General features: G+C 62.6%; 24 protein-coding genes. 11 read left to right on the top strand and 13 right to left on the bottom strand.

Annotation, left to right across the window (positions count from 1 at the left end; translation table 11 throughout):
* Window positions 1-4 precede the first annotated feature (4 nt).
* Entirely contained in the window at window positions 5-232 is a 228-nt protein-coding gene (locus tag ACEN84_RS14500) for a DUF2007 domain-containing protein (RefSeq protein WP_112719104.1), read from the bottom strand.
* A gap of 108 nt (window positions 233-340) precedes the next feature.
* Between ACEN84_RS14500 and ACEN84_RS14495 the strand changes: the two genes are divergently transcribed.
* From ACEN84_RS14495 to moaB, 4 genes are all read left to right on the top strand, one after another.
* Window positions 341-1,357 (top strand): polyprenyl synthetase family protein, encoded by a 1,017-nt coding sequence (locus tag ACEN84_RS14495; RefSeq protein WP_413709059.1) that lies wholly within the window; start codon window positions 341-343, stop codon window positions 1,355-1,357.
* Window positions 1,358-1,486: 129 nt separating this feature from the next.
* Entirely contained in the window at window positions 1,487-3,319 is a 1,833-nt protein-coding gene (locus ACEN84_RS14490) for a tetratricopeptide repeat protein (protein ID WP_112719106.1), read from the top strand.
* Window positions 3,320-3,325: 6 nt separating this feature from the next.
* A complete protein-coding gene (locus tag ACEN84_RS14485; protein WP_413709058.1) occupies window positions 3,326-4,207 on the top strand; it encodes a 4-(cytidine 5'-diphospho)-2-C-methyl-D-erythritol kinase in 882 nt (293 codons plus the stop codon).
* Between the two features lies 1 nt (window position 4,208).
* Window positions 4,209-4,754, top strand: a complete 546-nt coding sequence (gene moaB, locus ACEN84_RS14480) for a molybdenum cofactor biosynthesis protein B (RefSeq protein WP_413709057.1) — start codon at window positions 4,209-4,211, stop codon at window positions 4,752-4,754.
* Window positions 4,755-4,756: 2 nt separating this feature from the next.
* On the opposite strand, the gene ACEN84_RS14475 is transcribed toward moaB, so the two are convergent.
* Window positions 4,757-5,275 carry a glycosyltransferase family 2 protein gene (locus tag ACEN84_RS14475; RefSeq protein WP_413709056.1) on the bottom strand — a complete coding sequence of 173 codons (519 nt, stop codon included), beginning with the start codon at window positions 5,273-5,275 and terminating at the stop codon, window positions 4,757-4,759.
* 138 nt (window positions 5,276-5,413) lie between these two features.
* On the opposite strand from ACEN84_RS14475, the gene ACEN84_RS14470 reads away from it, so the two are divergent.
* Together ACEN84_RS14470 and ACEN84_RS14465 are read left to right on the top strand one after the other, a co-directional pair.
* The gene (locus ACEN84_RS14470) at window positions 5,414-6,571 is read left to right on the top strand and encodes a PA0069 family radical SAM protein (protein WP_413709055.1); all 1,158 of its coding nucleotides are present in this window, start codon (window positions 5,414-5,416) and stop codon (window positions 6,569-6,571) included.
* 213 nt (window positions 6,572-6,784) lie between these two features.
* The gene (locus ACEN84_RS14465; protein WP_413709054.1) at window positions 6,785-7,474 is read left to right on the top strand and encodes a ribonuclease HII; all 690 of its coding nucleotides are present in this window, start codon (window positions 6,785-6,787) and stop codon (window positions 7,472-7,474) included.
* Between the two features lie 653 nt (window positions 7,475-8,127).
* Here ACEN84_RS14465 and ACEN84_RS14460 read toward each other — a convergent pair.
* The 9 genes from ACEN84_RS14460 to apbC all read right to left on the bottom strand — a co-directional run bounded on the left by ACEN84_RS14460 (window position 8,128) and on the right by apbC (window position 16,910).
* Window positions 8,128-8,613: a F0F1 ATP synthase subunit B gene (locus ACEN84_RS14460; RefSeq protein WP_112719112.1), complete on the bottom strand. Its 486-nt coding sequence runs from the start codon at window positions 8,611-8,613 to the stop codon at window positions 8,128-8,130.
* Between the two features lie 3 nt (window positions 8,614-8,616).
* Window positions 8,617-9,258: a F0F1 ATP synthase subunit B gene (locus tag ACEN84_RS14455; protein WP_112719113.1), complete on the bottom strand. Its 642-nt coding sequence runs from the start codon at window positions 9,256-9,258 to the stop codon at window positions 8,617-8,619.
* A 78-nt stretch (window positions 9,259-9,336) separates the two neighbouring features.
* Entirely contained in the window at window positions 9,337-9,564 is a 228-nt protein-coding gene (locus tag ACEN84_RS14450) for a F0F1 ATP synthase subunit C (RefSeq protein ID WP_003588243.1), read from the bottom strand.
* A gap of 67 nt (window positions 9,565-9,631) precedes the next feature.
* A complete protein-coding gene (locus ACEN84_RS14445) occupies window positions 9,632-10,384 on the bottom strand; it encodes a F0F1 ATP synthase subunit A (RefSeq protein ID WP_112719114.1) in 753 nt (250 codons plus the stop codon).
* Between the two features lie 72 nt (window positions 10,385-10,456).
* A complete protein-coding gene (locus ACEN84_RS14440; protein WP_112719115.1) occupies window positions 10,457-10,798 on the bottom strand; it encodes an AtpZ/AtpI family protein in 342 nt (113 codons plus the stop codon).
* 276 nt (window positions 10,799-11,074) lie between these two features.
* Window positions 11,075-12,256, bottom strand: a complete 1,182-nt coding sequence (locus ACEN84_RS14435; RefSeq protein ID WP_413709053.1) for a cell wall hydrolase — start codon at window positions 12,254-12,256, stop codon at window positions 11,075-11,077.
* 171 nt (window positions 12,257-12,427) lie between these two features.
* Window positions 12,428-14,326, bottom strand: a complete 1,899-nt coding sequence (locus tag ACEN84_RS14430) for a potassium transporter Kup (RefSeq protein ID WP_112719117.1) — start codon at window positions 14,324-14,326, stop codon at window positions 12,428-12,430.
* A 19-nt stretch (window positions 14,327-14,345) separates the two neighbouring features.
* Entirely contained in the window at window positions 14,346-15,323 is a 978-nt protein-coding gene (locus ACEN84_RS14425; RefSeq protein ID WP_130278700.1) for a magnesium transporter CorA family protein, read from the bottom strand.
* Window positions 15,324-15,740: 417 nt separating this feature from the next.
* Window positions 15,741-16,910, bottom strand: coding sequence for an iron-sulfur cluster carrier protein ApbC (gene apbC, locus ACEN84_RS14420; protein WP_413709052.1), 1,170 nt, complete (start codon window positions 16,908-16,910; stop codon window positions 15,741-15,743).
* Between the two features lie 477 nt (window positions 16,911-17,387).
* On the opposite strand from apbC, the gene ACEN84_RS14415 reads away from it, so the two are divergent.
* Window positions 17,388-18,362, top strand: coding sequence for a small ribosomal subunit Rsm22 family protein (locus ACEN84_RS14415; protein ID WP_413709051.1), 975 nt, complete (start codon window positions 17,388-17,390; stop codon window positions 18,360-18,362).
* 45 nt (window positions 18,363-18,407) lie between these two features.
* On the opposite strand, the gene ACEN84_RS14410 is transcribed toward ACEN84_RS14415, so the two are convergent.
* Together ACEN84_RS14410 and ACEN84_RS14405 are read right to left on the bottom strand one after the other, a co-directional pair.
* Window positions 18,408-19,136, bottom strand: a complete 729-nt coding sequence (locus ACEN84_RS14410) for a helix-turn-helix transcriptional regulator (RefSeq protein ID WP_112719121.1) — start codon at window positions 19,134-19,136, stop codon at window positions 18,408-18,410.
* Between the two features lie 227 nt (window positions 19,137-19,363).
* Complete coding sequence (locus ACEN84_RS14405; protein ID WP_413709050.1) at window positions 19,364-20,158, bottom strand: IclR family transcriptional regulator; 795 nt, start codon at window positions 20,156-20,158, stop codon at window positions 19,364-19,366.
* A gap of 111 nt (window positions 20,159-20,269) precedes the next feature.
* Between ACEN84_RS14405 and ACEN84_RS14400 the strand changes: the two genes are divergently transcribed.
* The 4 genes from ACEN84_RS14400 to ACEN84_RS14385 are packed head-to-tail and all read left to right on the top strand — an operon-like array spanning window position 20,270 to window position 23,499.
* A complete protein-coding gene (locus ACEN84_RS14400; RefSeq protein ID WP_413709049.1) occupies window positions 20,270-21,040 on the top strand; it encodes an SDR family NAD(P)-dependent oxidoreductase in 771 nt (256 codons plus the stop codon).
* A complete protein-coding gene (locus tag ACEN84_RS14395; protein WP_112719124.1) occupies window positions 21,040-21,957 on the top strand; it encodes a 2-dehydro-3-deoxygalactonokinase in 918 nt (305 codons plus the stop codon). Before ACEN84_RS14400 ends, ACEN84_RS14395 begins: the two co-directional genes overlap by 1 nt.
* A 13-nt stretch (window positions 21,958-21,970) precedes the next feature.
* The gene (locus ACEN84_RS14390; protein WP_112719125.1) at window positions 21,971-22,603 is read left to right on the top strand and encodes a 2-dehydro-3-deoxy-6-phosphogalactonate aldolase; all 633 of its coding nucleotides are present in this window, start codon (window positions 21,971-21,973) and stop codon (window positions 22,601-22,603) included.
* Between the two features lie 5 nt (window positions 22,604-22,608).
* On the top strand, window positions 22,609-23,499 hold the full coding sequence (locus tag ACEN84_RS14385; protein WP_413709048.1) for an SMP-30/gluconolactonase/LRE family protein: 891 nt from the start codon (window positions 22,609-22,611) through the stop codon (window positions 23,497-23,499).
* Window positions 23,500-23,710: the final 211 nt, after the last annotated feature.

The following is a 23,710-nucleotide window of genomic DNA, read 5'->3' as shown; positions in this document are numbered from 1 at the left end:
AGGCTCACTTTTCCGCGCGCAGCTCGTCCGCCAGGCCGGCATCGGTGAGGATGCGGCGGGCCTGAACGGCGCGCTCGTCATCGACAAGCAGGCGGCGCGGCAGCATGCCGAGCGAACCCTCCAGAATGCTCATGCCCTGATCGGCTACGAAGCAATGAATTCCGGCATCCTTTAACAGGCTCTGCGCAAACGAGAGCAGGACGGGATCGTTGGCACGGATAAGTTCATGCATTTGCGGTCAATTCCGTTTCAAATTTGCGCTACGCGACAATTCACCCCTTGCCGCTTCTGCCGCCCCTTTCTATTGTCAAATTCAAAGAGTGAACAGGAGTCCGGGTCGTTGGGCGTGGTCATACCGCTTGAAGAAAGCAAAAACAAACTGGCATCCGTCAAGCCGCTGGTCGATTTGACAAAGGCGGACATGGAGCGGGTCAACCAGCTTATCCTTTCGAAGGCCGGTTCCGACGTGCAGATGATCCCGGAGGTGGCCAACCATCTGATCTCTTCCGGCGGCAAGCGCCTGCGCCCGATGCTGACGCTCGCCTCGTCCTGTCTGTTCGGCTACAAGGGCGAAAACCACATCAAGCTCGCGACCTCGGTCGAGTTCATGCATACGGCGACGCTTCTGCATGACGACGTGGTCGATGAAAGCGACCTGCGCCGCGGCAAGTCCACGGCCCGCACCATCTGGGGTAACCAGGCCAGCGTCCTCGTCGGCGACTTCCTGCTCGGCCAGGCCTTCCGCATGATGGTCGATGTCGGCTCGCTCGATGCGCTCGACGTTCTCTCTTCGGCTGCCTGCGTCATCGCCGAGGGCGAGGTGCTGCAGCTTTCGGTCGCCAAGAACATGGAAACGACCGAGGACGACTATCTCTCGGTCATCCGCGCCAAGACGGCAGCACTCTTTGCCGCTGCCGCCGAAGTCGGCCCGATCGTTGCCGATGCCGGCAAGTCCGGCCGCAACGCGATGAAGTCCTACGGCATGAATCTCGGCCTCGCCTTCCAGCTGGTCGACGATGCGCTGGATTACGGCGGCAAGGCTGCCGATCTCGGCAAGAATGTCGGCGACGATTTCCGCGAAGGCAAGATCACGCTTCCCGTCATCCTCGCCTACCGCCGCGGCACGCAGGAAGAGCGTGCCTTCTGGCGCGATGCGATCGAGGGCGGAAACAGCAGCGATGCCAACCTTGAAAAGGCCCTCGGCCTGATCACCAAATACGGCACGCTGAACGATACGATCGCCCGGGCGGTCCACTATGGCACGATCGCGCGCGACGCCCTGGCGCCGCTTCCCGATACGCCCTGGAAATCGGCCATGATGGAAGTCATCGACTTCTGCATCGAGCGCGTGAACTAATCAAAGGTCTTTGATCGCGGGCTGATTTTGTTGCAGGGCCGCTTCAAAAAAGCCATCCTGTTGTGAATCAGTCATTGCAACTGATTTCGCAGCCGGAGCTTGCTGGCTGCATTGAAGAGAGGTTTTCTAATGCGGCAGAGATTTGCCATCCGTCTTCTTTCGAGCGCAGCCCTTGCAGCCGTTCTTTCGTTCGGCGCATTGACCGGCGCGCATGCGGAAGACGCGGCCAAGCCCGACGATGCCAGCAAGACCGTGATGTTCGACCCGGATACGGTTTCCACCTTCTCCGGCGCCTTCCTCGCTGCCCGCACCGCCGATGTCGACCACGACTACAAGACGGCGATCGAACTCTACAAGAAGGCACTGCAGATCGAGCCGGGCAATCCTGAGATCCGCCAGCGCCTGATGATCTCGCTGCTGCTCAGCGGCGATTTCAAGGAAGGCGTCAAATACGCCAACGAGCTGAAACTGGACCCGAGCATCGAGCGCGTGACGACGGTCGTACGCTCGATGGATGCCGTCGGCCGCGGCGACTACAAGGGCGCCGAAGCGATCCTGAAATATGACGGTCCGAACGATCTCGACCGGATGATGAACGACCTGCTGTCTGCCTGGGCGCGTCTCGGCGCCGGACGCGGCAAGGAAGCGCTGGCGATGGTCGAGAAGATGAAGGGACCGGACTGGTTCCGCATCTTCCAGAACTACCATGCCGGCGCGATCGCCATCGTCAACGGCAATGTCGCCTCGGCCCGCAAGCATCTGAACGATGCCGTGCTCGACAAGGATGGCGGCGCCACCGCGCCCGATACCTTCATGCGCTCGATCATGGCGCTTGCCCGCCTGGAGGCATCGCAGGGCAACAAGCAGAAGGCGCTGGACGCAATCTCCGTCGGCGACAACCTGCTGCCGAACTACGCACCGCTGAAGGCACTGCGCCAGAGCATCGAAAGCGGCGAGAAGCCGAAGCAGCAGGTCGAGAATGCCGCGCAGGGTGCGGCCGCCGTGCTGTTTTCCGTCGGCGCCGCGCTGAACCGGGATGGCGCCGAAGACATAGTCTCGCTCTACCTGCAGACCGCCAATGCGCTCGATCCCGACAGCGCCGACACGCTGGTTCTGCTCGGCGGCATTGCCGAGAAGCAGGAACAGATGGACCGCGCCATCGAATTCTACCAGAAGGTTCCGGCGGATTCGCCGATGCGCCGCATCTCCGAACTGCAGCTCGGCCTGGCGCTCGCCCAGGGTGGCAAGGTGGAAGAGGCCCGCAAGCATCTGCAGCAGCTGATCGCCTCCGACCCGAAGGATATTCGCAGCTACCTCGCCTATGGCAGCGTCCTTTCCGATGCCAAGGACTATCCGGCCATGGCCGAGAATTACGATAAGGCCGTCGAGGCGATCGGCTCCCTGCCGGGCCGCGCCGACTGGACCGTGTTCTTCCAGCGCGGCATTGCCTATGAGCGCCTGAAGAAGTGGGATCAGGCCGAGCCGAACTTCCGCAAGGCGCTGGAGCTCAATCCGGACCAGCCGCAGGTTCTGAACTATCTGGGCTATTCCTGGATCGACATGAACAAGAACCTCGACGAAGGCCTGACGATGATCAAGAAGGCCGTCGATCTGCGCCCTGACGACGGCTACATCATCGATTCGCTGGGCTGGGCCTACTACCGGCTCAACCGCTTCGACGATGCCGTTGCCGAGCTCGAAAAGGCCGCCGAAATCAAGGCCGGCGACGCGACGATCAACGATCACCTCGGCGATGCCTACTGGCATGTGGGGCGCAAGCTCGAGGCCGTCTATCAGTGGAACCGGGCGCTGAACTCGCAGCCCGAGGAAGCCGAGATCCCGAAGATCAAGGACAAGATCGCCAACGGCCTGAAGCCCGAGAACGACGAGGCCAAGTCTGCCGACAAGAAGCAGCCGGACCCGGCGCCGGTGACCCCGCCGCCCGTCGACAAGAAGTCCTGATAACGGATGCCCGATGCGGAGAGCCGCCGTTTCACGGTGACTGAAGACGCGCCTGCAAAAATCAATCTGGCCCTGCATGTGACGGGCCAGAGAGACGATGGCTATCATCTGCTCGACATGCTGGTGACCTTCACCAGTCACGGCGACCGGCTGAGCTTCACCGCCGCCGATGCCGATGGCTTCGCGATCGGCGGACGCTTTGCCGCCGACCTCGGTGGCGATCCCGGCAGCAATCTCGTTCTCAAGGCACGCGATCTTCTGCGCCAGGCCGTGCTTGCCCAGGGCGGCCATGCGCCTGCGGTTTCGATCCATCTCGACAAGAACCTGCCGGTGGCCTCCGGGATCGGCGGCGGATCGGCGGATGCGGCTGCGGCGCTGCGCGGGCTTCAGCGCTTCTGGAACGTGCGGGTGCCCGCCGATATGCTTTCGGCGCTTGCGCTGCAGCTTGGCGCCGATGTGCCGATGTGCCTGGAAAGCCGTCCGCTGATTGCGCGCGGGATTGGCGAGGAGATCGAGCGGGTGGCGCTGCCGCGGCTCTTCCTCGTGCTCGCCAATCCGCTAAAGGGCGTCTCGACGCCGCAGATCTTTCGCGCGCTGGCACAGAAGAACAACCGGGCGCTCGATCTTTCGGCCGGCGGCTGGATGCGGGTGATCGAGGCCAATCGCAACGACCTCGAGCCACCGGCGCGCAGCCTGACGCCCGAGATCGCCGAGATTTCGGCCCTGCTTGCCAGGAGTGGCGCGGATCTCGTGCGCATGTCCGGCTCCGGCGCCACCTGCTTCGGCCTCTTCCCCTCCCTGCCGGCGGCAGAGGTGGCGGCCCAGCAGCTTCACAGCCAGCGGCCGGACTGGTATTTCCAGGCGACGGAAACTGTTTCGGGAGAGTGACATGCCTGGCCTAGACGAGAACCGGCCGTTCATTGCCGTCGGCATCGCCGTGCTGACCGTCTCCGATACCCGCACCCTCCAGGACGACAAGTCGGGCGACACGCTCGCTGGCCGCATCGTTGAGGCCGGCCACAGACTGGTCGACCGCGCCATCGTGCGGGACGACAAGCAGGCGATCGCGGCGCGGGTGAAGACCTGGACGGAGACCGACGGCATCGACGTCGTCATCACCACCGGTGGGACCGGCTTTACCGGCCGTGATGTGACGCCGGAGGCGCTGGAGCCGCTGTTCGAGAAGCGCATGGACGGCTTCTCGGAAGTCTTCCACCGGATTTCCTACGACAAGATCGGCACCTCGACGATCCAGTCGCGCGCCACGGCCGGTGTTGCCAACGCCACCTTCATCTTCGTGCTGCCCGGCTCGCCCGGCGCCTGCAAGGATGCCTGGGACGGGATCCTGAAGGCGCAGCTCGACTACCGGCACATGCCCTGCAATTTCGTGGAAATCATGCCGCGGCTTGACGAGCACCTGAAGCGCGGCGGCTGATTCTATCTGGCGGCCCGCGCCACCCAGGAAGGAATCAATTCACTGGAAAGCTGACGCAGCTTCTGGCCCTTCGGGAACTCCGCCAGCCGCATGCCACTCTTTGCCGAGGCGACCGCCTGTTTCTTGGGGACAAGATAGGCAAGCTCCAGCGGCGGCAAGCCACGGCCGACGCGCTGCAGGAACGGACGGCGGTAGGCGCGCGAGGCGGTGAAGCGGGCGGGCAGTTTGTTCAGCGCCACATATTCGGCGATCTCGTCGATCCAGCCTGCTTGCGGGCGCGCACCCGGCTCGACGAAGAGCAGCCACTCGCCCCGGGCCGAGCGCAATATGTCCTTGATATCCCATTGCGAATGGAAACGGCAGCCGGCAGCATCCGCCACCCGAGAGGTGCCGTCGCGCGAGCCGTGATCGAGCACCACGACATCACTTACAAGCCCTTCGACCGCGCCCGCGACCAGCACCGATAAAGTCTGCGCCAGCTCAGGTTCCTGATCCTGGCACTCCAGAACAACCGTCAACATTGCCTATTTATAATGCGCCGCACAAAATTTTGCCAGCGCGACTTTCCTCATTTTGTTCTTGCATTGTTCTCATTTTCTGATTAGGAATTTAATCATCAAGAACGGGCGAAGGCAACGCCTCCGCTGCGGGAGAATCCGATGAACGAACAGTCCCTTGCAGGGCAGGCCGCATTCGCGCCTGCCAATACGGCAGATATTGCCGAAGCGCTGATCGCCCAGTCCGGCCTGCGGGTGGATGGCGAGCGCCGCCGCGGACGAGGCGCCGGGCTCAATCCGAGCGGCAGGTTCGAGCCTCAGAGCCGCGAGACGTTCGACGACGGCTGGCAGACACTGGAAGAGCTGCCGCCGTTCCGCACCGAAGTGCAGATCGAGAAGCCGCGCACGGCGATCACTCGCAACGAGTCGCCCGACATTCCCTTCGACCGATCGATCAATCCCTATCGCGGCTGCGAGCATGGCTGCATCTATTGCTTCGCGCGGCCGAGCCACGCCTATATGGGGCTGTCGGCCGGGCTCGATTTCGAGGCGAAGCTGTTTGCCAAGCCCGATGCCGCCAAGCTTCTGGAGCGCGAGCTTGCCAAGCCCGGCTACAAGCCGCGGGTGATCGCCATCGGCACCAATACCGATCCCTACCAGCCGATCGAGAAGGAATGGCGCATCATGAGGCAGATCCTCGAAGTGCTGAACAAGGCGAACCACCCGGTTTCGATCGTCACCAAGTCGGCGATGATCATGCGCGACATCGATATCCTCCAGGACATGGCCGCCAAGGGGTTGGTGCGCGCCTCGCTTTCGGTGACGACGCTCGACCGCAAGCTCGCCCGCACCATGGAGCCGCGCGCCTCGACCCCGCCGCGGCGGCTGGAGGCGATCCATGCGCTGAGCGAGGCCGGCATCCCGACCTCGGTGATGGCGGCACCCGTCATCCCGGCGCTGAACGACCACGAGCTGGAGCGCATTCTGGAGGCTTCGCATGCCGCCGGCGCCCGCGAGGCGGGTTACGTGCTGCTGCGGCTGCCGCTCGAAGTGTCGCCGCTGTTCCGCGACTGGCTGCTGCAGCATTATCCGGACCGCTACCGGCACGTCATGTCGCTGGTGCGCTCGATGCGCGGCGGCAAGGATTATGACGCCGAGTTCGGCAAGCGGATGAAGGGTGCCGGCCCCTATGCCTGGCAGATTTCCCGCCGCTTCGAGATGGCCACCAAGCGGCTCGGCATGATCAGACGCAGCATGCCGCTGCGCGACGATCTCTTCGTGCCGCCGGATGGCAGCGGCGTGCAGCTGTCGCTGCTTTGAAGACTTCGCGCCCGCTGGCACGGGCGCGTGAGGAGCGTTTCGACCGGCTGGCGGGTATGCCGCCGGCAATGACGCAATACCCGCAGGCCGCCGCCGCCCTGGCTGCCTGCACACCGCGGATGGGTCCCCTGCCCCTTCGCGGCCCTAGCCCCCGGCCGCCGCCCTGTTCCGGGGGCTTGCAGGAAATCGGGTTGGCGTGCGAGGTTCAGCCGCATGAAACGTCGCACGCCACCCGATTCTCCTCTGCTTTTCGAAGACGTCCCGCTCACTCCGGATTTCAAGCTGGAGCTGAAGGCCCGCAAGGCGGGTCACTGGCCGGTCGCCGGTGCCGATGAGGCCGGACGCGGGCCGCTCGCCGGCCCTGTCGTTGCCGCAGCCGTCATTCTCGATCCGAAGCGCATCCCCGAGGGGCTGAACGATTCCAAGCAGCTGTCCGCCGCCAGGCGCGAGGAGCTGTTCGTGCAGATCCTGGCAACGGCGACGGTTTCCATCGCCTCGTCCAGCGCGACGCGTATCGACGACACCGATATCCGCAAGGCGAGCCTCGACGCCATGCGCCGCGCCATCTGCGGCCTCTCCATTCCGGCTGCCTACGTGCTGACCGACGGCCTCGACGTGCCCCAGGGGCTCGATTGTCCCGGCCAGGCGGTGGTCAAGGGCGACGCCCGCTCCGTCTCCATCGCCGCCGCCTCGATCGTCGCCAAGGTCACCCGCGACCGGATGATGACCCGCGCCCACCTCGTCTTCCCCAACTACGGCTTCGCCGCCCACGCCGGCTACGGCACGGCGCAGCACCGTGCGGGGATCGAGGCGCACGGCCCGTGCCCGCTGCACCGCATGACGTTCCGGCCGTTGCGGAAAGATGGGGTGGTTGCGGTGACGGAGGAGATGTTGCGGGATTGAGGTGTGGGGTGGTTCCCCCGATGCGATTGCACCCGGAGCCCCCTCATCCGCCCTGCGGGCACCTACCGGGGTCGAGCCACTGGTCTCGACCCGTCCTTCGGACCCCCGCTGGGGAAAAGGGAATTGCCGCAACGTCTCGACACACCCTCCGGCCCTTGGCTGGGAAAGGGCGAACAGCCTTCTCTTCCCTCCCTTCTCCCCTCGGGGAGAAGGTGGCCCGATAGCGCCGGATGAGGGGGCTGCAGGCACCAGCCTTTGATGTTTCACACGTCCTCTATGGACCGCCCCTAGACGCTGCCTCATGTGCCACCTCGCTCCGCGGCCACCAACTTCTCCTCCCTCATTCCTGTGCTCGTCACAGGAATCCAGTGCGCCCCAGTCGTGGGGCGCGAGAGACTCATTGGTGCGCTGGAAGTCGTCTCGTGTCATTCACGGCGCAGACGCGCCGTGGCTGGATTCCTGTGACGACCGCAGGAATGAGGGTCGTTGGGGAGGTCTCGGTGATCCGATTGACGGTCTGCGTTGGCTGCGCGGCATGAGAGGCCCCCCACGGTGAACAACTGTCGCAGTAGATTGCGCGGCTGCTAAAGCCACCACCCAAAAACAAAAAGCCCCGCACAATGGCGGGGCTCTTCAAACTCAATGTCCGAACCTCAGTTCAGGCGCGTCTTCACTTCGCCGACGGCGGCCTTGAAGAGGTCGGTCTGGACCTTGGCGTCCGCCTTCTTGGCGAGAACGGCTTCGGCTGCAGAGATCGCGAGGTCGACGGCGGCCGAGCGGACGGCCTTCATCGCATCGGCTTCCGCCTGCTTGATCTTCTGCTCGGAAAGCGCGGTGCGGTTGGCAACGAACTCTTCCGTCTTCTTCTTGGCTTCGGCGGTCAGCATGTCTGCTTCGCGCTCGGCAGCCGCTACGATGTTGGCAGCTTCGGCTTCGGCTTCCTTGCGCTTGCGCTGGTATTCGGCCAGCAGGTGCTGGGCCTCTTCGCGCAGGCGCTTGGCTTCCGCCAGTTCGTTGCGGATCTGATCGGCGCGGTCGTCGAGCGACTTTGCCATCATGCCGGGAACCTTGAGATAGACAACCAGCCCCAGGAAGAGGAACAGGCCGATCATCGCAAAGAATGTTGCGTCAAGTGCCATCGATCAAGCCTCCTTCTTGGCGGCTGCAACGGCAGCGGCAACGTCGGTCTTGGCAGCGGTGCCGCCGATCAGCTGTTCGACGACGGCGGTTGCCGTTTCTTCAGCGATCGTGCCGACGTCTGCGAATGCCTTCGCCTTGATATCGGCGATGCGGCCTTCGGCAGCCTTCAGCTTTTCAGCAAGGCTGGCTTCGACGGCGCGGCGATCGGCTTCGGCCTTGACCTTGGCGGCGTCACGAGCGGCAGAGCCGATCTGATTGGCCTTGGCGCGGGCTGCGGCGAGTTCGCCTTCATAGGTTGCGACTGCGGCGTCGGCTTCGGACTTGAGGCGGGCTGCCTCGTCCAGGTCCTGAGCGAGCCGGTTATGGCGCTGCTCGAGGATGCCGCCGATGCGCGGTGCGATGACCTTTTGCATGAGCACGAAGAAAACAGCGAACGTAATCACCAGCCAGAGAAGCTGGGATGCGTAGGTCGACGAATCGAACGGCGGGAAAACGCCGCCATGATGCTCGCCACCGGCAACGCCGGTTTCGGTATGGACCTCGCCAGCAGCCGGGGCGGCGTGCGGATCCGTACCAGTGGCTGCACCCGTTTCTGCCGTTCCCGCCGGAGCCTCTTCAGCATAGGCCGGGGTCACAAAAAACATGCTCACCTCCAGGTGTACTGCAAATGCAAAGGATCACGGCTTGCGGTCTGCAGGCCGTGATCCCTCAATCCACCGAAATTAAACGGCGAAGAGCAGGAGGAGAGCGACGAGCAGCGAGAAGATGCCCAGAGCTTCCGTAACGGCGAAGCCGAAAACCAGACGGCCGAACTGGCTGTCAGCGGCAGACGGGTTGCGCAGAGCGCCGGACAGGTAGCTGCCGAAGATGTTGCCGAGGCCGAGAGCCGTACCGGCCATACCAAAGCAAGCCAGACCTGCACCGATGAACTTTGCTGCTTCCGCTTCCATGTTGAACTCCTTTGAAATGGTTGTTGCGGCGAATGACTGACGCCCTTTGACGTCGATGTCGTTATCCTTAGTGCCCGCCAGGGTGGATCGCGTCGTTGAGGTACATGCAAGTCAGTACCGCGAAGACGTAAGCCTGGAGGAAGGCGACGAGGAACTCGAGACCGGTCAGGGCGACGGTCATGATGAGAGGAAGAATGGCACCGCCGATGCCAAGCGCGCCAAGGGCTCCGAGCGAGGCGACGAAGCCTGCGAACACCTTCAGCGTAATGTGACCGGCGAGCATGTTTGCGAAGAGACGAACCGAGAGCGAAATCGGACGGGACAGGAACGAAATGATTTCGATCGCCACGACCAGCGGCAGAAGAATGCCGGGAACGCCTTGCGGGACAAACACATTCAGGAAGTGGAAGCCGTGCTTATAGAAGCCGTAGACCAGAACCGTGCCGATGACGAGCAGCGCCAGCGCGAAGGTGACGATGATCTGGCTGGTGATGGTGAAGAAGTACGGGAACATGCCGAGCAGGTTTGCAGTCAGCACGAACATGAAGAGCGAGAAGACCAGCGGGAAGAACTTCATTCCCTTGGTGCCCGCGCCTTCCTTCAGCATCGAGGCGATGAATTCATAAGACATTTCAGCGACCGACTGCGAGCGGCCGGGAACGATCGCGCGGTTCGAGGTCGAGAAATACAGGAAGCCTGCGGCAACGGCAGCCGAAGCGACCATAAAGAGCGAAGCGTTGGTGAACGAGAAATCAATCCCGCCGACTTCGATCGGCACAATCTTCTGGATCAGGAACTGATGGGTCGGATCGTTAGACACCGCTTGTTCTCTCTTCTTTGGCCCGCGGGCGCGGGATCATTCATAATGAACGAGGCGCTGGCGCGCCCTGCCCTATTTGCTGCCGTTTCCGTTTCCAGGCTCCGGCTTTGCAACCTTGCCTGCGGCACGGAGAACATTCAAAACACCGGCACAAAATCCGAGAAGCAGAAGAATAATCAAACCCCAAGGCGCCGTGCCGACAAAACGGTCGAGGAGATAGCCCAGAAGCGCGCCGACAATGATAGCGGAGATGAATTCGCTCGAAAGCTTCATCGCCTGGGCATAGCCTTTACGGCTTTCCTCGGCGCGGGCCTCGCTCGCCTGTTCCTCTCTCGCCTCTACACGCTTTGCCTTGAGCTCTGCTCCCAGCTGCGTGCGGCGCCTGTCCAGACTTTCTTCCCGGTCATCCGACATGGTTCCTCCTCCTACATCCCTATCCGCAATCCCGCTACCCCGGTCCCGCGGACGTCAGAGACATGGAATATAGAACCTTTCGGCCCGTTCTGAAGTCGCGCGCAACATAGTTTTAGGGATTGGTATAGTCAAGGCATAGGGCGCCCGTGCCCGGACATAAAATAATCGTTTTATATCAGTCACTTGATCTCAATCTCGGCCGCTTGGCAAAATTCGAGCGGGAGAATCAGCTTTATAGCCGGTGGAAGCTGCAGAGAATCCACAGATTAGCAGCGCTCAGCTCCAGCCGCCGCCATAGGTGCGGTAGAAGACGTGCAGACCGATGCGGCCGACCTTCTCCATGGTCTTGGCCCATTTCGGGCGGACATAGACCGCATGATAATGCGTGGCGGAGCCGACCTGCGGCAGCCAGATCTTGCCGGCCGTCACCGCCATCGCCACTTCGCGGGCCATGCGCCAATGATATTGCGAGTTCACGCGATCCTTGATGTTGTCGCAGGCAAAGGAGAACTGGCAGCGGTTGCGCCAGTCTTCGTTCTGATAGACGACGCCGCAGATGGTTTTCGGATAGGCCGGGTTGCGAACGCGGTTGAGGATGACCTGGGCAACGGCTGCCTGCCCCTTCACCGATTCTCCACGGGCCTCGAAATAGATGCCGGACGCGAGACATTGCTGCTCGGCGGCGGAAAACACCGTTGGCGGAAGAACGCTTGCGGCCCAGGCATGATCCCTGGCGCCGATCTGCGGCACGAAGCGGCCGTCATTGGCGCCCTTGTCGGCAAGAATCGAATCGAAGGGGGACTGGCGGGAATAGTCGGGTGCTGCCGGTGCATAGGCGGTTGCCAGCACATCCGGCTTGTCGTTGTTGACGAGATCGGCAAGGAAGGTCGGCACCACGGTTTCCGGCTTGATCGGCTCCTTCTTATAGAAGGCCGTGGCGATCTCGATTTCCTTGCCCTTGATCTTCGGCTTCACGAAGGCCGACTTGTCCTTGAGATTGAAGGTCGGCTGGAAGAGCAATCTGGTGCGCTGGAGAATGGAGCCGGCGGTGAAATCCTTCGGCGGCTGCATCTTCTCGACGGCGACGATGCGGCCCTTCTTCAGGCTGCGGTTGACGCGCTCCTCATCGGTCGTGTCCTCATGCCCCTTCCCTTCGGCGACGAAGGCGACCTTGCGGCCATCGGGCAGAACCATGCCGGCACCGGCGGCGACCGTGCCCGTCACGATCGGGTCTGCGAAGGTGAGTTCGGCCTGGTGGATGGAGCCGGCCGGCGAATTGGTCATGACCATGCGCCAGTTCTCGCGGCTCTCATCGAGGCCGGCGAGCATGGCGGCAAGATCCGCATGCGAGACGATGGAAGGGAATGCGAGCCACCCGCAGATGCCGAAGATGGCGGGTGAGACCCAGTTTTTGGGCACAATACGCAGCTTGCCGAGGGAAACGCTCTTTCGACGCAACGCCAGACTCCGGGAACACGGGACGCATGAACTTTGTATCGAAAATCTCTCATTAACCTTGATGGTTGGTTAATTTGCCGTCCCAGAATCTCCCATGAGCATTTTTTCATATAGCGAAACGCAAAAAGCCCGGCGCGATGGCCGGGCTTTGAAAGATGTCTTTGCGTCGCGTCAGATGATGACGTGCGATCCGAGCTCGACCACGCGATTGGCCGGCAGACGGAAGTAATCCGACGGATTGGCGGCCGCGTTGGCGAGCGCGATATAGAGACGGTCCTGCCAGTAAGGCATGCCCGACTTCGCATCCGGCACCAGCTTGCGGCGGCCGAGATAGAAGGAGGTCGACATAATGTCGAACTTCAGCCCGGTCTTGCGCAGAGTGGCGAGCGCCTGCGAGACGTTCTGCGTTTCCATGAAGCCGAACTGCAGCTCGACGCGCGAGAAGCGCTCGGAAATCGGCTCGACCTTGTAGCGGTCGACGCTCGGAACGCGCGGCTTGTTGACGGTGCGGATCGTCAGGATGACGTTCTTGTCGTGCAGGACGTGGTTGTGCTTCAGATTGTGAAGCAGTGCAGCGGGTGCCGATTCCGGATCGCTGGTCAGGAAGATCGCGGTGCCCGGAACATGGGCCGGCGAGTGGTCGCTCTTGCGCTCGATCGAGCTGACGAAGGAGGCGAGCGGAATATCCGTGTGGCGGGTCTTCTCGGTGAGAATGCCGGTGCCGCGGCGCCAGGTCCACATGATGACGATGAAGGCGCTGGCGATCAGGATCGGGATGTAGCCGCCATCGTGGATCTTCAAGAGGTTGGCGCCGAGGAAGATCAGCTCCAGCGCCAGCAGCGGCAGAAGCACGATCGAGGCAACCAGGATCGACCAGTTCCAGCGGGTGCGGACGAACTCGAAGGCCATGATGGTGGTGACGACCATCGCGCCGGTAACCGAGATGCCATAGGCCGTTGCCAGCGCATCCGAGGTCTTGAAGGTGATCACCAGGAACATGACGCCGAGGAAGAGGATGGCGTTGACCGACGGCAGGAAGATCTGCCCGGTATTGGTTTCCGAGGTGAAGAGGATTTCCATGCGCGGCAGGAAACCAAGGTTGATCGCCTGGCGCACCAGCGAGAAGGCGCCGGTGATGACGGCCTGGCTGGCGATGATGGTGGCGCAGGTGGCGAGCACGACGCCGAAGGGCAGCGCCCATTTCGGGAACATCAGATAGAAGGGATCGGACATCGCCTCCGGATTGCCGAGCACGAGCGCGCCCTGGCCGAGATAGTTCAGCGTCAGCGCCGGGAAGACGAGCGCGAACCAGGCCCACTGGATCGGACGGCGGCCGAAATGGCCGAGGTCGGCGTAGAGCGCTTCGGCACCGGTGATCGTCAGGAACACGGCGCCGAGCACGACGATGCCGTAGAAGCCTTCGTTCAGCAGGAAGCTGACGGCATAATAGGGATTGAAGGCGGCGAGAATGCCGTAGTCGTCGGAGATATGCGACAGGCCGACGACCGCCATGACGATGAACCACAGCGCGGTGATCGGGCCGAAGAAGCGGGCCATGGTGCCCGTTCCGCGTGACTGAAAGGCAAAAAGGCCAACCAGGATCGCCACCGAGATCGGCACGATATAGGGCGAGGCATTCGGCGCCACGAGCTTGATACCTTCGACCGCCGACAGAACCGACAGCGCCGGCGTGATCATCGCGTCGCCGAGGAAGAGCGCGGCGCCCGTCAGGCCGAGGGCGACGAGGATCGCGGTGTGGCCATTGGCCGTCTTCATCAGCAAGGCGAGCAGCGACAGCGTGCCGCCTTCGCCTTCGTTGTCAGCGCGCAGCAGCAGCAGCACGTATTTGATGGTGACGATGATGGTCAGCGCCCAGATCATCAGCGAAATGAGGCTGATGACTTCAAAGCGGGTGAGACCGTCCTGGGCCACCGGCTTCAGCGCTTCGCGGAAGGCGTAAAGCGGGCTGGTACCGATATCTCCATAGACGACGCCAACGGAGCCGAGCGCAAGATAGAAGAGCTTGCGCGGCGTCATGTTGCTGTCGTGCGAATGACTTTCGTCGGACATGAAGTAACAAACAGGCTCCTCAGAGCCAGCCTTTCCAGCGGAAAAAGAAAAACGGAATGACGGCGGAGATGACCATCAGGGCCAGCGAATAGGGATAGCCCGCCGCGAAATGCAATTCCGGCATGAATTCAAAATTCATACCATAGATGGATGCGACAAGCGTCGGCGGCAAGAACACCACCGATGCGATCGAGAAGATCTTGATGATCGAATTCTGTTCGATGTTGATCAGGCCAAGCGAAGCATCGAGCAGGAAGGTGATATTGCCGGCGATGAAGGATGCGTGCTCGTTCAGCGACTGGATATCGCGCGACACGGTGCGGCAGAGTTCCTTGGTGGCCTGGTCCTGCTGCACGGCCGGCAGCGCATAGAAGAAGCTCGACAGACGCGACAGCGACGCGAGGCTGTCGCGCACCTTGCTGACCAGCCGGTGATGGGCGGCGATGTCGCGGAGCTTCTCTTCCAGATAGTTCGACGGCTTGCGGACCTTCTTGGCGCGATCGCCGAAGACATGGGTCGAGAGAATATCGATGCGGGAGACCGAAAGCTCGAGGATCTCAGCGGTGCGGTCGACGATGGTCTCGAGCAGCTTGGCAAGCAGGGAAGCGCCGTTGCGCCACTGCTCGGGCACGCGATGCAGGGCGGCGATGAACAGCTTGAAGGATTTCGGGTGGGCGTAGCGGATGGTGATCAGCTTGTTGCCGGCCAGGATGAAGGCGACATCGGTCAGCGTCGGAGAGGATGTATCGGCCTGCCAGACGAGCGAGGCGGTCATGAACACGGCGTCGCCCTCGGTATAGAGACGGGCCGACGGTTCGATGTCCTTGAGGTCGTCGCGGGTCGGCACTTCGATGCCGATCACTTTTTCGACGTAGAGCTCTTCTTCGCGCGTCGGCTCGACCATGTCGATCCAGACGACGTCATCCGGAAATGCGGCGGTCTGCGACAGATCGCCAATCTCGACGGATTTGCAATTGGAGCAATAGGCGGTGATCAACGGGCCGGTCTCCAGCCGCGTTCGCGCCTTGCCATGATCGGCATCATCGCACGCCCTTCCATTACGCGGCCGCCGATAGGGCAGCGCCTGCCCTGTAGCCTAACGGAAACGGATAAAAAAAGTTCATACCACTCCGGCTGCGTCCGGCCATTTGCCGGATGCGCATTGTGCTCAACCGCATCGCAGTCACCAATCCTTCAACCGACAAGTCAACTCCGAACATGCAGGCTGGCCGGGAACCCTGGGGCAAAAGGCGGCCGTCATCGAGCATCTGCAGAAGCCGCCCTCATGGCGACGGCGGGGCATATGACGGAAAGCGGTGAAATAATCAAGACGTGTTACGTGAACTGCGCGGTTTCACCACATTTCCCCCGCAATTTGGGGTATGCGGCGCGCGCTCACGAAACCGCGTCTGTCCTATTCGAAGACAATGGCCGGGGCAGCGCGCTGCGGCTGGCCGCCGACTTCCGCCCAGACCTTCGCAGCGATCTCCTTATAGATACCGGCGACGATGCCGTTCGGCTCGGAGGCGACGAGCGGGGTGCCGGCATCCGAGGTTTCGCGGATATTCATGGTCAGCGGCACTTCGCCGAGGAAGGGCACGCCGATGCGCTCGGCTTCCTTGCGAGCGCCGCCATGACCGAAGATGTCGTAGCGGGTGCCGGTATCGGGGGCGATGAAGTAGCTCATGTTCTCGACGATGCCGAGAACCGGGACTTCCACCTTGCGGAACATGTTGAGGCCCTTGCGGGCGTCGATCAGCGCCAGATCCTGCGGCGTCGAGACGATGACGGCGCCGGCGAGCGGCACCTGCTGGGCCATGGTCAGCTGCGCGTCGCCGGTGCCGGGCGGCATGTCGACGACGAGAACGTCGAGATCGCCCCAGGCGACTTCGCGCAGCATCTGCATCAGTGCCGACTGGACCATCGGGCCGCGCCAGATCATCGCGGTCTCCTCATCGACGAGGAAGCCCATCGACATGACCTTCAGGCCGTAATTTTCCATCGGGTTGATGATGCGGCCATCGAGCTGCGTCGGGCGGCCGGAGATCTTCAGGAGCCGCGGCATGGACGGGCCGTAGATATCGGCGTCGAGGATGCCGACCTTCAGGCCGTTGGCGAGAAGGCCGAGCGCCAGGTTGACGGCGGTGGTGGACTTGCCGACGCCGCCCTTGCCGGAGGCGACGGCGATGATCGCGCCGATGCCGGGAACGCCGATCTTGCCGGAGCGCGGCTGCTGGGCCTGCGGTGCGTGCGAATGGGAATGGCCGTGGTGATCGTGGCCGGCATGCGATGCGGCAGCCGGACGGGCGGCGGGAGCAGATGCCGAGGCGGCCTTCTTGTCCGCCGTCAGCGCCACCAGCGCGCCCTTGACGCCCGGCATTTCCTTGATGACGCGCTCGGCGGCCTGACGCAGCGGCTCAAGCTCCTTTGCCCGTTCGGCAGGCACTGTGATCGAGAAATACACCTTGCCGTCGGAGATGAAGACATCCGACACCATGCCGAGCTCGACAATATTATGTTCGAGATCGGGACCGCGCACGGTCTTCAGCGTTTCGAGAACCTGTTCCTTGGTGACCTCAGTCATGCATTCCTCACGCGTATCTTTGTGACACGTAGATAGTGGAGGGCTGCGCCTTCGCCAAACGAAATCATCATTGAGGGAAACGGAAATCGCGCAATCGAATTCCGTTGCGGCCATCTGGTCCGCCAGGCTTTCGCCTAGATGGCCGCAACGGTCTCCCCGAAAACCAAAGCGATCAGACCCACCTAGCGCAATGGCCCAAAATGACCAGAGCCTAAAGCACACTAATAATTGGGGGGCGGCGATGATCCCGAACCTGCCGTCACAAAAAAGCAACAGCCGCCGCTAGCGACCGGATGCATGAGGAAACGCATCGACAATGCTGGACGGCGGCTGGCCGAAACGGCGCCATTTTTGGCGCTCTTTTCAAAGTCCCCTCTGGACCTCTGCCAAATAAGAAGCAAGGTGCATGCCAAGTGCCGCGCTTGGCTTTACCGGTACACGGCTGTATGGCCAGCGGAACCGAAACGGACGACGACGATGGAACTGCCGAGACAATTGCGCGAACGGGTGGAAACGATGCTGGAGGGCCAGCCGCTCGATGCGCTGAAGCGCGCCTCGGCGCGGCTTTCGAGCCGCTACCGGCAGGAGCTTCGCGACGGCAGCTTCCATATCAGCGACCAGCTGGCGGCGCAGGCCTATCTCGCGGCCCGGCTGCCTGCCACCTATGCAGCGATCCGCGCGGCGATGGAGATGATCGCCGAGGTGCGGCCCGGCTTCGAACCCCGCCAGCTCATCGATGTCGGCGCCGGTCCGGGCTCGGCGCTGTGGGCGGCCGCCGACTGCTGGCCCGATATCGAGCAGGCGACGATGGTGGAGGCAAGCGACGCGATCCGGCAGACCGGGAAAAGCCTTTCCGAAGGTCTGGAAGTTGCCTCCACCTGGCTGGATGGCAATCTTATCAAGGCCTTGCCTGACATCGCGCCGGCCGATCTCGTCACCCTCGCCTATGTACTGGACGAGATCGAGCCGCATCAGATCGCCGCGTCGATCGGCAAGCTGTGGACGCTGACATCGGATACGCTGTTGATCATCGAGCCGGGGACGCCGGCAGGGTGGGAGCGGATTCTGGCGGCACGCGACGTGCTGCTGTCGAAGGGCGCGCATATCGTGGCGCCCTGCCCGCATGCCAAGGACTGTCCGATCGTGGCGCCCGACTGGTGCCACTTCTCGCGCCGCGTCGCCCGCTCGAAAATCCACCGGCTGGTCAAGGATGCGGACGTGCCATGGGAAGACGAGAAGTATATTTTCATCGCCGCCAGCCGCGTCCCCTCGCCCCTGCCGGAGGCACGCGTCATTGCGCCGCCGCAGGGTTCGGGCAGCGTCATCCGGCTGAAGCTCTGCCGCGAGGATGGCAGCGCGGCCGAGCAGATTTATTCGAAGAGAGACGGCGCCGCTTTCAAATGGGCCCGCCGTGCGGATTGGGGCGATGCCCGGGAAAAGGACAGCGGCTGATCCGGCTGCCCATCTTTGAGACGCGCTGCCGATTTTTTCGGCAGCTTACTTGATCAGGCCGATGCGCAGCGCCTTGGCGACCGCCTGGGTGCGGTTGACGGTATCGAGCTTCTTCGTCGCGCGGTTCAGATAGTGGTTCACCGTATGCTCGGAGAGGCCGAGGATATCGGCGATTTCGGCGCTGGTCTTGCCGGCGGCCGTCCAGTTGAGGCAATCGACTTCGCGATCGGTCAGCGTATCGGTCAGCCGGTTGTCGAGATTGCGGATCTCGGCCAGCCGGTCGAAGACGTGGATGGCGATATAGGAGAGATTACGCATCTCTTCCGGCGTGTAGGGCTCGCGATCTCCGGCAAAGGAGACGGCGCCGCGCAGGCCCGACGGCTCGTGCGTCGGGAAATAGGCGCAGCGCACCATGCGGAAACGCTCGAAAAGCCCAGCCACCATCGCCGACTTGCCGTCGTCGCGGACCCAGCCCTTCGAGGTGTCATGGAAGAAGGGCAGCGACGAGGTGCGCAGGCGGCGCAGCACCGGGCTGTTCATCATCAGCCCTTCCTGATCGTACAGCGACAGAAGTTCTGCCGGCCAGCTGGTAATGACGGTCGTGCTCTGCAGTTCGAAGGAGGTAATCGGCGGCAGGTTGAGGACCATGAAGGCGCGGCTGCCGAAAGCATCCGTCACGCGCTTCATGAAACGGAAGATATCGAACTGGGTCTTCAGACCCGCTATCTCCTGGACGTATTCATCCGTCTGATCGGATGCTTGAGACAAGGCCATCTATTCTTCATCTTCCCGAGCTTGCGGTTCAGATCAACTGCGCTGCTAAATTGCTAAACCTATTGAAAAAATATGGTCTCCCGGCCTTAAAATGCACGGCCGGTCGAAGCTTGTATCTCTTTTGCGAGTTATCGCAGTTGGTGTGATTCGCCACCAAATCTCAATATGGTCCTCATCATAAGCATGCTCTTCTTTTGCGTCCACCCGATGAAGCCATCACGCCCGCGTTACCGGCGCGGACCGAGACGGATGCGCATGCCTTCCATGATGCTTTCGGCCGCCGCTCGGACGGGGCCGGCCCACTCGGCAAGCCGCTCCATCGTCAGCCGGTAGGCGGGGCCGGTGATCGAGACGCCGCCGACCAGACTGTGATCGGCCGTCCAGATCGGCGCGGCGACGCAGCGGATGCCCTGTTCGTGCTCCTCCCGGTCGAAGGCGCAGCCCTTCCTGCGGATATCGGAAAGCTCGGCGAGCAGGCTTTCGGCTGAAGCCAGCGTGTGTTCGGTGAAGCGCTGGAACGGGATGGCGGCCGCAAGCGCGGCAACGGTGGCGTCGGGGAGCACGGAGAGAGCCGCCTTGCCGACGCCGGTGCAATAGACCGGCGAGGCATTGCCGATCTGCGAATACATGCGCACCGACTGCTGCCCTTCCACCTTGTCGAGATAGATGATCGAGGTGCCGCGCAGCACGCCGAGATGGACGGTCTCGCCGCTCATCGCCTGCAGGGCGCGCAGATGCGGCTCTGCGATCAGGCGGAATTCGTTCTTCGCCCAGCTGCGGGCGGCGAGATCGAGCAGGCGCAGTCCCGGCGAGTAGCGGCCGTCTCCATCGAGCTCCAGCAGCCCCTCCTCCACCAGATGCCCGAGCTGGCGATGCAGCGTGCCGCGCGGCTGGTTGGCCTGCGCCAAAATGTCCGTGAAGCGCAGCGGCCTTTCGGCATGGGTCACCAGATCGAGCAGAACCATCAGCTTGCCGAGGGTTCCGGTGTCGTTTTCGCCTTCCGTGCCTTTTCGCGGAGCCATCGATCGCCTACCGTTGTGACCGCCTGCGGTCTTGACAGAAAGGCCAGCGTAAATCGATAATTCCACATAGTCAAATTAAGTTCCAAATAATGGAACTTCGGGAGGAATGCGGTGACGGGCGTATCGGCACAGTTTCCGGAATTCAGGGATCGCACGGTTCTGGTGACCGGCGGCGGATCGGGCATCGGCGCGGCGATCGTCGAGGGCTTCGCGCGTCAGGGTGCAAAAGTATCCTTCATCGATGTCGCCGAAGACGGGAGCCGCGCGCTTTCCCTGCGGCTTTCGCGCGACAGCGAGCATCCCGTGCACTTCTTCAAGGCCGATCTTCGCGACATCGAGGCGATCCGCCAGACCGTCGACGCGGTGGTGGCGCAGTCGGGGCCGATCACGGTTCTCGTCAACAATGCAGCGCGCGACGACCGGCACGATTTCGATACGGTGACGCCCGAATACTGGGACAACAACCAGGCGACCAATCTGCGCCATGTGTTCTTCACCGCCCAAGCCGTGGCGCCCTCGATGCGCGAAGCGGGCGGCGGGGCGATCGTCAACATGTCGTCGATCGCCTATCTGCTGAACATGCCCGATTTCCCGGCCTATTCCACCGCCAAGGCCGCCGTGATCGGCCTGACGAAGAGCATGGCGGGCAAGCTCGGGCCGGACAATATCCGCGTCAACTGCATCCTGCCCGGCATGATCGTTACCGAGCGGCAGATGAAGCTCTGGCTCACCGAGGAAGGGATCGCCAAGACCGTCGAGCGGCAGTGCCTGAAAAGGGTGCTGAACGCCGATGCGATCGTCGGTCCCTGTCTATTTCTTGCATCCGATTGCGCGGCGGCAGTGACCGCGCAGTCCATGATTGTCGATGGAGGCATTTTCTGATGGCAAAACCCGCATATGTCGCGGTTGACTGGGGTACGAGCAGTTTCCGGCTCTGGCTGATCGCCGACGATGGCAGCGTGCTCGGCGAAAGCCGCGGCAGCGAGGGCATGACGGTGGCGGCGAAGACAGGCTTTGCCGAAGTGCTTGCCGCACATCTCGACAAGGTTTCGGCACCGGCCGATCTGCCGGTCATCGCCTGCGGCATGGTCGGCGCCAAGCAAGGCTGGGTCGAAGCCGGTTACACCGATGTGCCGGCATCGCTCTCGTCGATCCTCACGGGAGCCGTCTCCGTTCCCGGCCAGAGCCGCGATATCCGCATTCTTCCGGGCCTTGCCCAGCGCGACAAGGCATCTCCCGATGTCATCCGCGGCGAGGAAACCCAGCTGCTCGGCGCACTTGGCGCGGAGAGCAGCGGCGCGCAGGCGGTCTGCATGCCCGGCACGCATTCGAAATGGGTGCATGTGCAGGACGGCGAGGTCATCGGCTTCTCGACCTTCATGACCGGCGAGCTTTTCGACGCGATCACCAAGCATACGATCCTCTCCCATGCCGTTGCCGGCGCCGACCAGTCGCCGGCCGACAACTCCGCCTTCAAGGCTTCCGTCACCGCCGCCTTCCGCCAGCCGGCGATGGCGACCAACCTGCTCTTCACCGCCCGCTCCGGCCAGCTGCTGCATGGCGTGACGCCGGCTGCGGCACAGGCGAAGATTTCGGGCACGCTGATCGGGCTCGAAATCGCCGGGGCGCTGTCGGATGCCGCCAACGATACGCCGATCGCGCTCGTTGCCTCCGGCCGCCTGCAGACGCTTTACGAAACCGCCTTCAAATCCCTGTCTCTTAAATTCACGACGATAGATGCCGATACGGCCGTTCTTCGCGGCCTCTCGGCCGCTGCTGCCGCCATCTGGTCAAAATAAGAAAGTTAAAGCCATGAACCGTATTCCTTTCCCCTCCATGAAGCGCCCGCTGATCGCCATCCTGCGCGGCATCAAGCCGGAAGAAACCGCTGGCGTCGTCGGCGCGCTGATCGAAAACGGCCTGCAGGCGATCGAGATCCCGCTGAACTCGCCGGAGCCCTTCAAGTCGATCGAGATCGCCGCGAAGATGGCACCGGCCGACGTGCTGATCGGTGGCGGCACCGTGCTGACGGTCGAAGCGGTCGACAACATGCACAATGCCGGCGGCAAGCTGCTGGTGACGCCGAATGTCGAGCCCGACGTCATCATCCGCGCCCGCGGCTACGACATGGTATCGATGCCCGGCGTCTTCACGCCGACGGAAGCGCTTGCCGCAGCGCGCGCCGGCGCCACCGGCCTGAAGTTTTTCCCGGCAAGCGTGCTCGGCCCGTCCGGCATCAATGCGATCCGCGCCATCCTGCCGCCGGAGCTCGTCATTGCCGCCGTCGGCGGCGTTTCCGACAAGAACTTCTCCGAATACACCGATGCCGGCATCAAGGCCTTTGGCCTCGGCACCAGCATCTACAAGCCGGGAATGACTGCCGCAGAGGTTGCCGAGCGCGCCAAGGCGACCATTTTAGCCTATGACGCAGCCGTAGGAGCATAGGCATTATGACCGCTATTTATGAGTTTGAAGGCAAAACACTTTGCGACACCAATTCCGTACTTGGCGAAGGCCCGACCTATGATCCGGCGACCGATACCGTCTGGTGGTTCAATATCCTCGGCAAGGAACTGCATGAACTGACGCTGTCGAGCGGCGCGAAGAAAGTGCACGCGCTGCCGATGATGGCGAGCGTTCTGGCGCGGATCGACAGCAAGCGGCAGCTGCTCGCCACCGAAGAAGGACTGTTCGTGCGCGATCTCGCCGACGGCAAGCTCACTTTCTATGCGGCGCTCGAAAACGACATGCCGGAGAACCGCTCCAATGACGGGCGCACGCATCCGTCGGGCGCGCTGTGGATCGGCACGATGAGCAAGCGCGCCGAAAACCAGGCGGGCTCGATCTATCACGTCGCCTCCGGCGGCAAGGTCACCAAGATCTTTGCCGGGATCAGCATTCCGAACTCGATCTGCTTCTCGCCCGACGGCACGATCGGCTATTACACCGATACGCGGATCAGCCGCCTGATGCGGGTGATGGTCGATCCGCAGACCGGCCTGCCCTCCGGCGAGCCGATCGTCATGGTCGACAGCATGGAAGATCCCGGTGGCATCGACGGCTCGGTCTGCGATGCCGACGGCTATATCTGGAACGCCCGCTGGGGCGCCGGTGTCGTCGACCGCTACAGCCCGGACGGATTGCGGATCGCCCGCTACAAGGTGCCGGCCGCCCAGCCCTCCTGCCCCGCCTTCATCGGCAAGGACGCGGATCGGCTGGCAGTGACGACGGCATGGGAAGGTCTCGACGAGACGGCCCGCTCCACGCAGCCGCAGGCCGGTGCGCTTCTGGAACTCGGCGTTGCCGTCAAGGGCGTCTTCGACCCTGCCTTTGTGATCTGAAACGGGTCAGAACCATTGACGAAGGGCACTCCCGGCGGGAGTGCCCTTTTTCTATTCCGGCGGCAGAATTCTGCAGCCGATGCGATAAATGTTCCCGAAAAATCGCGAAATTTTAGAGATTTTTGAGAGGAACCAATAGCCTACCCACCCATTTTCCCTTTCGAACCGGCACGGCAGAGACGCCCGAACAGAAGCGGCAGCCGCGCCAGAG

It is taken from the genome of Rhizobium sp. Rhizsp82, assembly GCF_047325115.1.
GTDB lineage: Bacteria > Pseudomonadota > Alphaproteobacteria > Rhizobiales > Rhizobiaceae > Rhizobium.
This window is presented reverse-complemented; position numbering and strand designations above follow the sequence as displayed.

Excerpts from the sequence above, each read along its gene's own strand:
- ACEN84_RS14500 (WP_112719104.1), bottom strand. The coding sequence starts at position 232 with ATGCATGAACTTATCCGTGCCAACGATCCCGTCCTGCTCTCGTTTGCG.
- ACEN84_RS14490 (WP_112719106.1), top strand. The coding sequence starts at position 1,487 with ATGCGGCAGAGATTTGCCATCCGTCTTCTTTCGAGCGCAGCCCTTGCA.
- ACEN84_RS14485 (WP_413709058.1), top strand. The coding sequence starts at position 3,326 with ATGCCCGATGCGGAGAGCCGCCGTTTCACGGTGACTGAAGACGCGCCT.
- moaB (WP_413709057.1), top strand. The coding sequence starts at position 4,209 with ATGCCTGGCCTAGACGAGAACCGGCCGTTCATTGCCGTCGGCATCGCC.
- ACEN84_RS14475 (WP_413709056.1), bottom strand. The coding sequence starts at position 5,275 with ATGTTGACGGTTGTTCTGGAGTGCCAGGATCAGGAACCTGAGCTGGCG.
- ACEN84_RS14470 (WP_413709055.1), top strand. The coding sequence starts at position 5,414 with ATGAACGAACAGTCCCTTGCAGGGCAGGCCGCATTCGCGCCTGCCAAT.
- ACEN84_RS14465 (WP_413709054.1), top strand. The coding sequence starts at position 6,785 with ATGAAACGTCGCACGCCACCCGATTCTCCTCTGCTTTTCGAAGACGTC.
- ACEN84_RS14460 (WP_112719112.1), bottom strand. The coding sequence starts at position 8,613 with ATGGCACTTGACGCAACATTCTTTGCGATGATCGGCCTGTTCCTCTTC.
- ACEN84_RS14455 (WP_112719113.1), bottom strand. The coding sequence starts at position 9,258 with ATGTTTTTTGTGACCCCGGCCTATGCTGAAGAGGCTCCGGCGGGAACG.
- ACEN84_RS14450 (WP_003588243.1), bottom strand. The coding sequence starts at position 9,564 with ATGGAAGCGGAAGCAGCAAAGTTCATCGGTGCAGGTCTGGCTTGCTTT.
- ACEN84_RS14440 (WP_112719115.1), bottom strand. The coding sequence starts at position 10,798 with ATGTCGGATGACCGGGAAGAAAGTCTGGACAGGCGCCGCACGCAGCTG.
- ACEN84_RS14430 (WP_112719117.1), bottom strand. The coding sequence starts at position 14,326 with ATGTCCGACGAAAGTCATTCGCACGACAGCAACATGACGCCGCGCAAG.
- apbC (WP_413709052.1), bottom strand. The coding sequence starts at position 16,910 with ATGACTGAGGTCACCAAGGAACAGGTTCTCGAAACGCTGAAGACCGTG.
- ACEN84_RS14415 (WP_413709051.1), top strand. The coding sequence starts at position 17,388 with ATGGAACTGCCGAGACAATTGCGCGAACGGGTGGAAACGATGCTGGAG.
- ACEN84_RS14410 (WP_112719121.1), bottom strand. The coding sequence starts at position 19,136 with ATGGCCTTGTCTCAAGCATCCGATCAGACGGATGAATACGTCCAGGAG.
- ACEN84_RS14405 (WP_413709050.1), bottom strand. The coding sequence starts at position 20,158 with ATGGCTCCGCGAAAAGGCACGGAAGGCGAAAACGACACCGGAACCCTC.
- ACEN84_RS14395 (WP_112719124.1), top strand. The coding sequence starts at position 21,040 with ATGGCAAAACCCGCATATGTCGCGGTTGACTGGGGTACGAGCAGTTTC.
- ACEN84_RS14390 (WP_112719125.1), top strand. The coding sequence starts at position 21,971 with ATGAACCGTATTCCTTTCCCCTCCATGAAGCGCCCGCTGATCGCCATC.
- ACEN84_RS14385 (WP_413709048.1), top strand. The coding sequence starts at position 22,609 with ATGACCGCTATTTATGAGTTTGAAGGCAAAACACTTTGCGACACCAAT.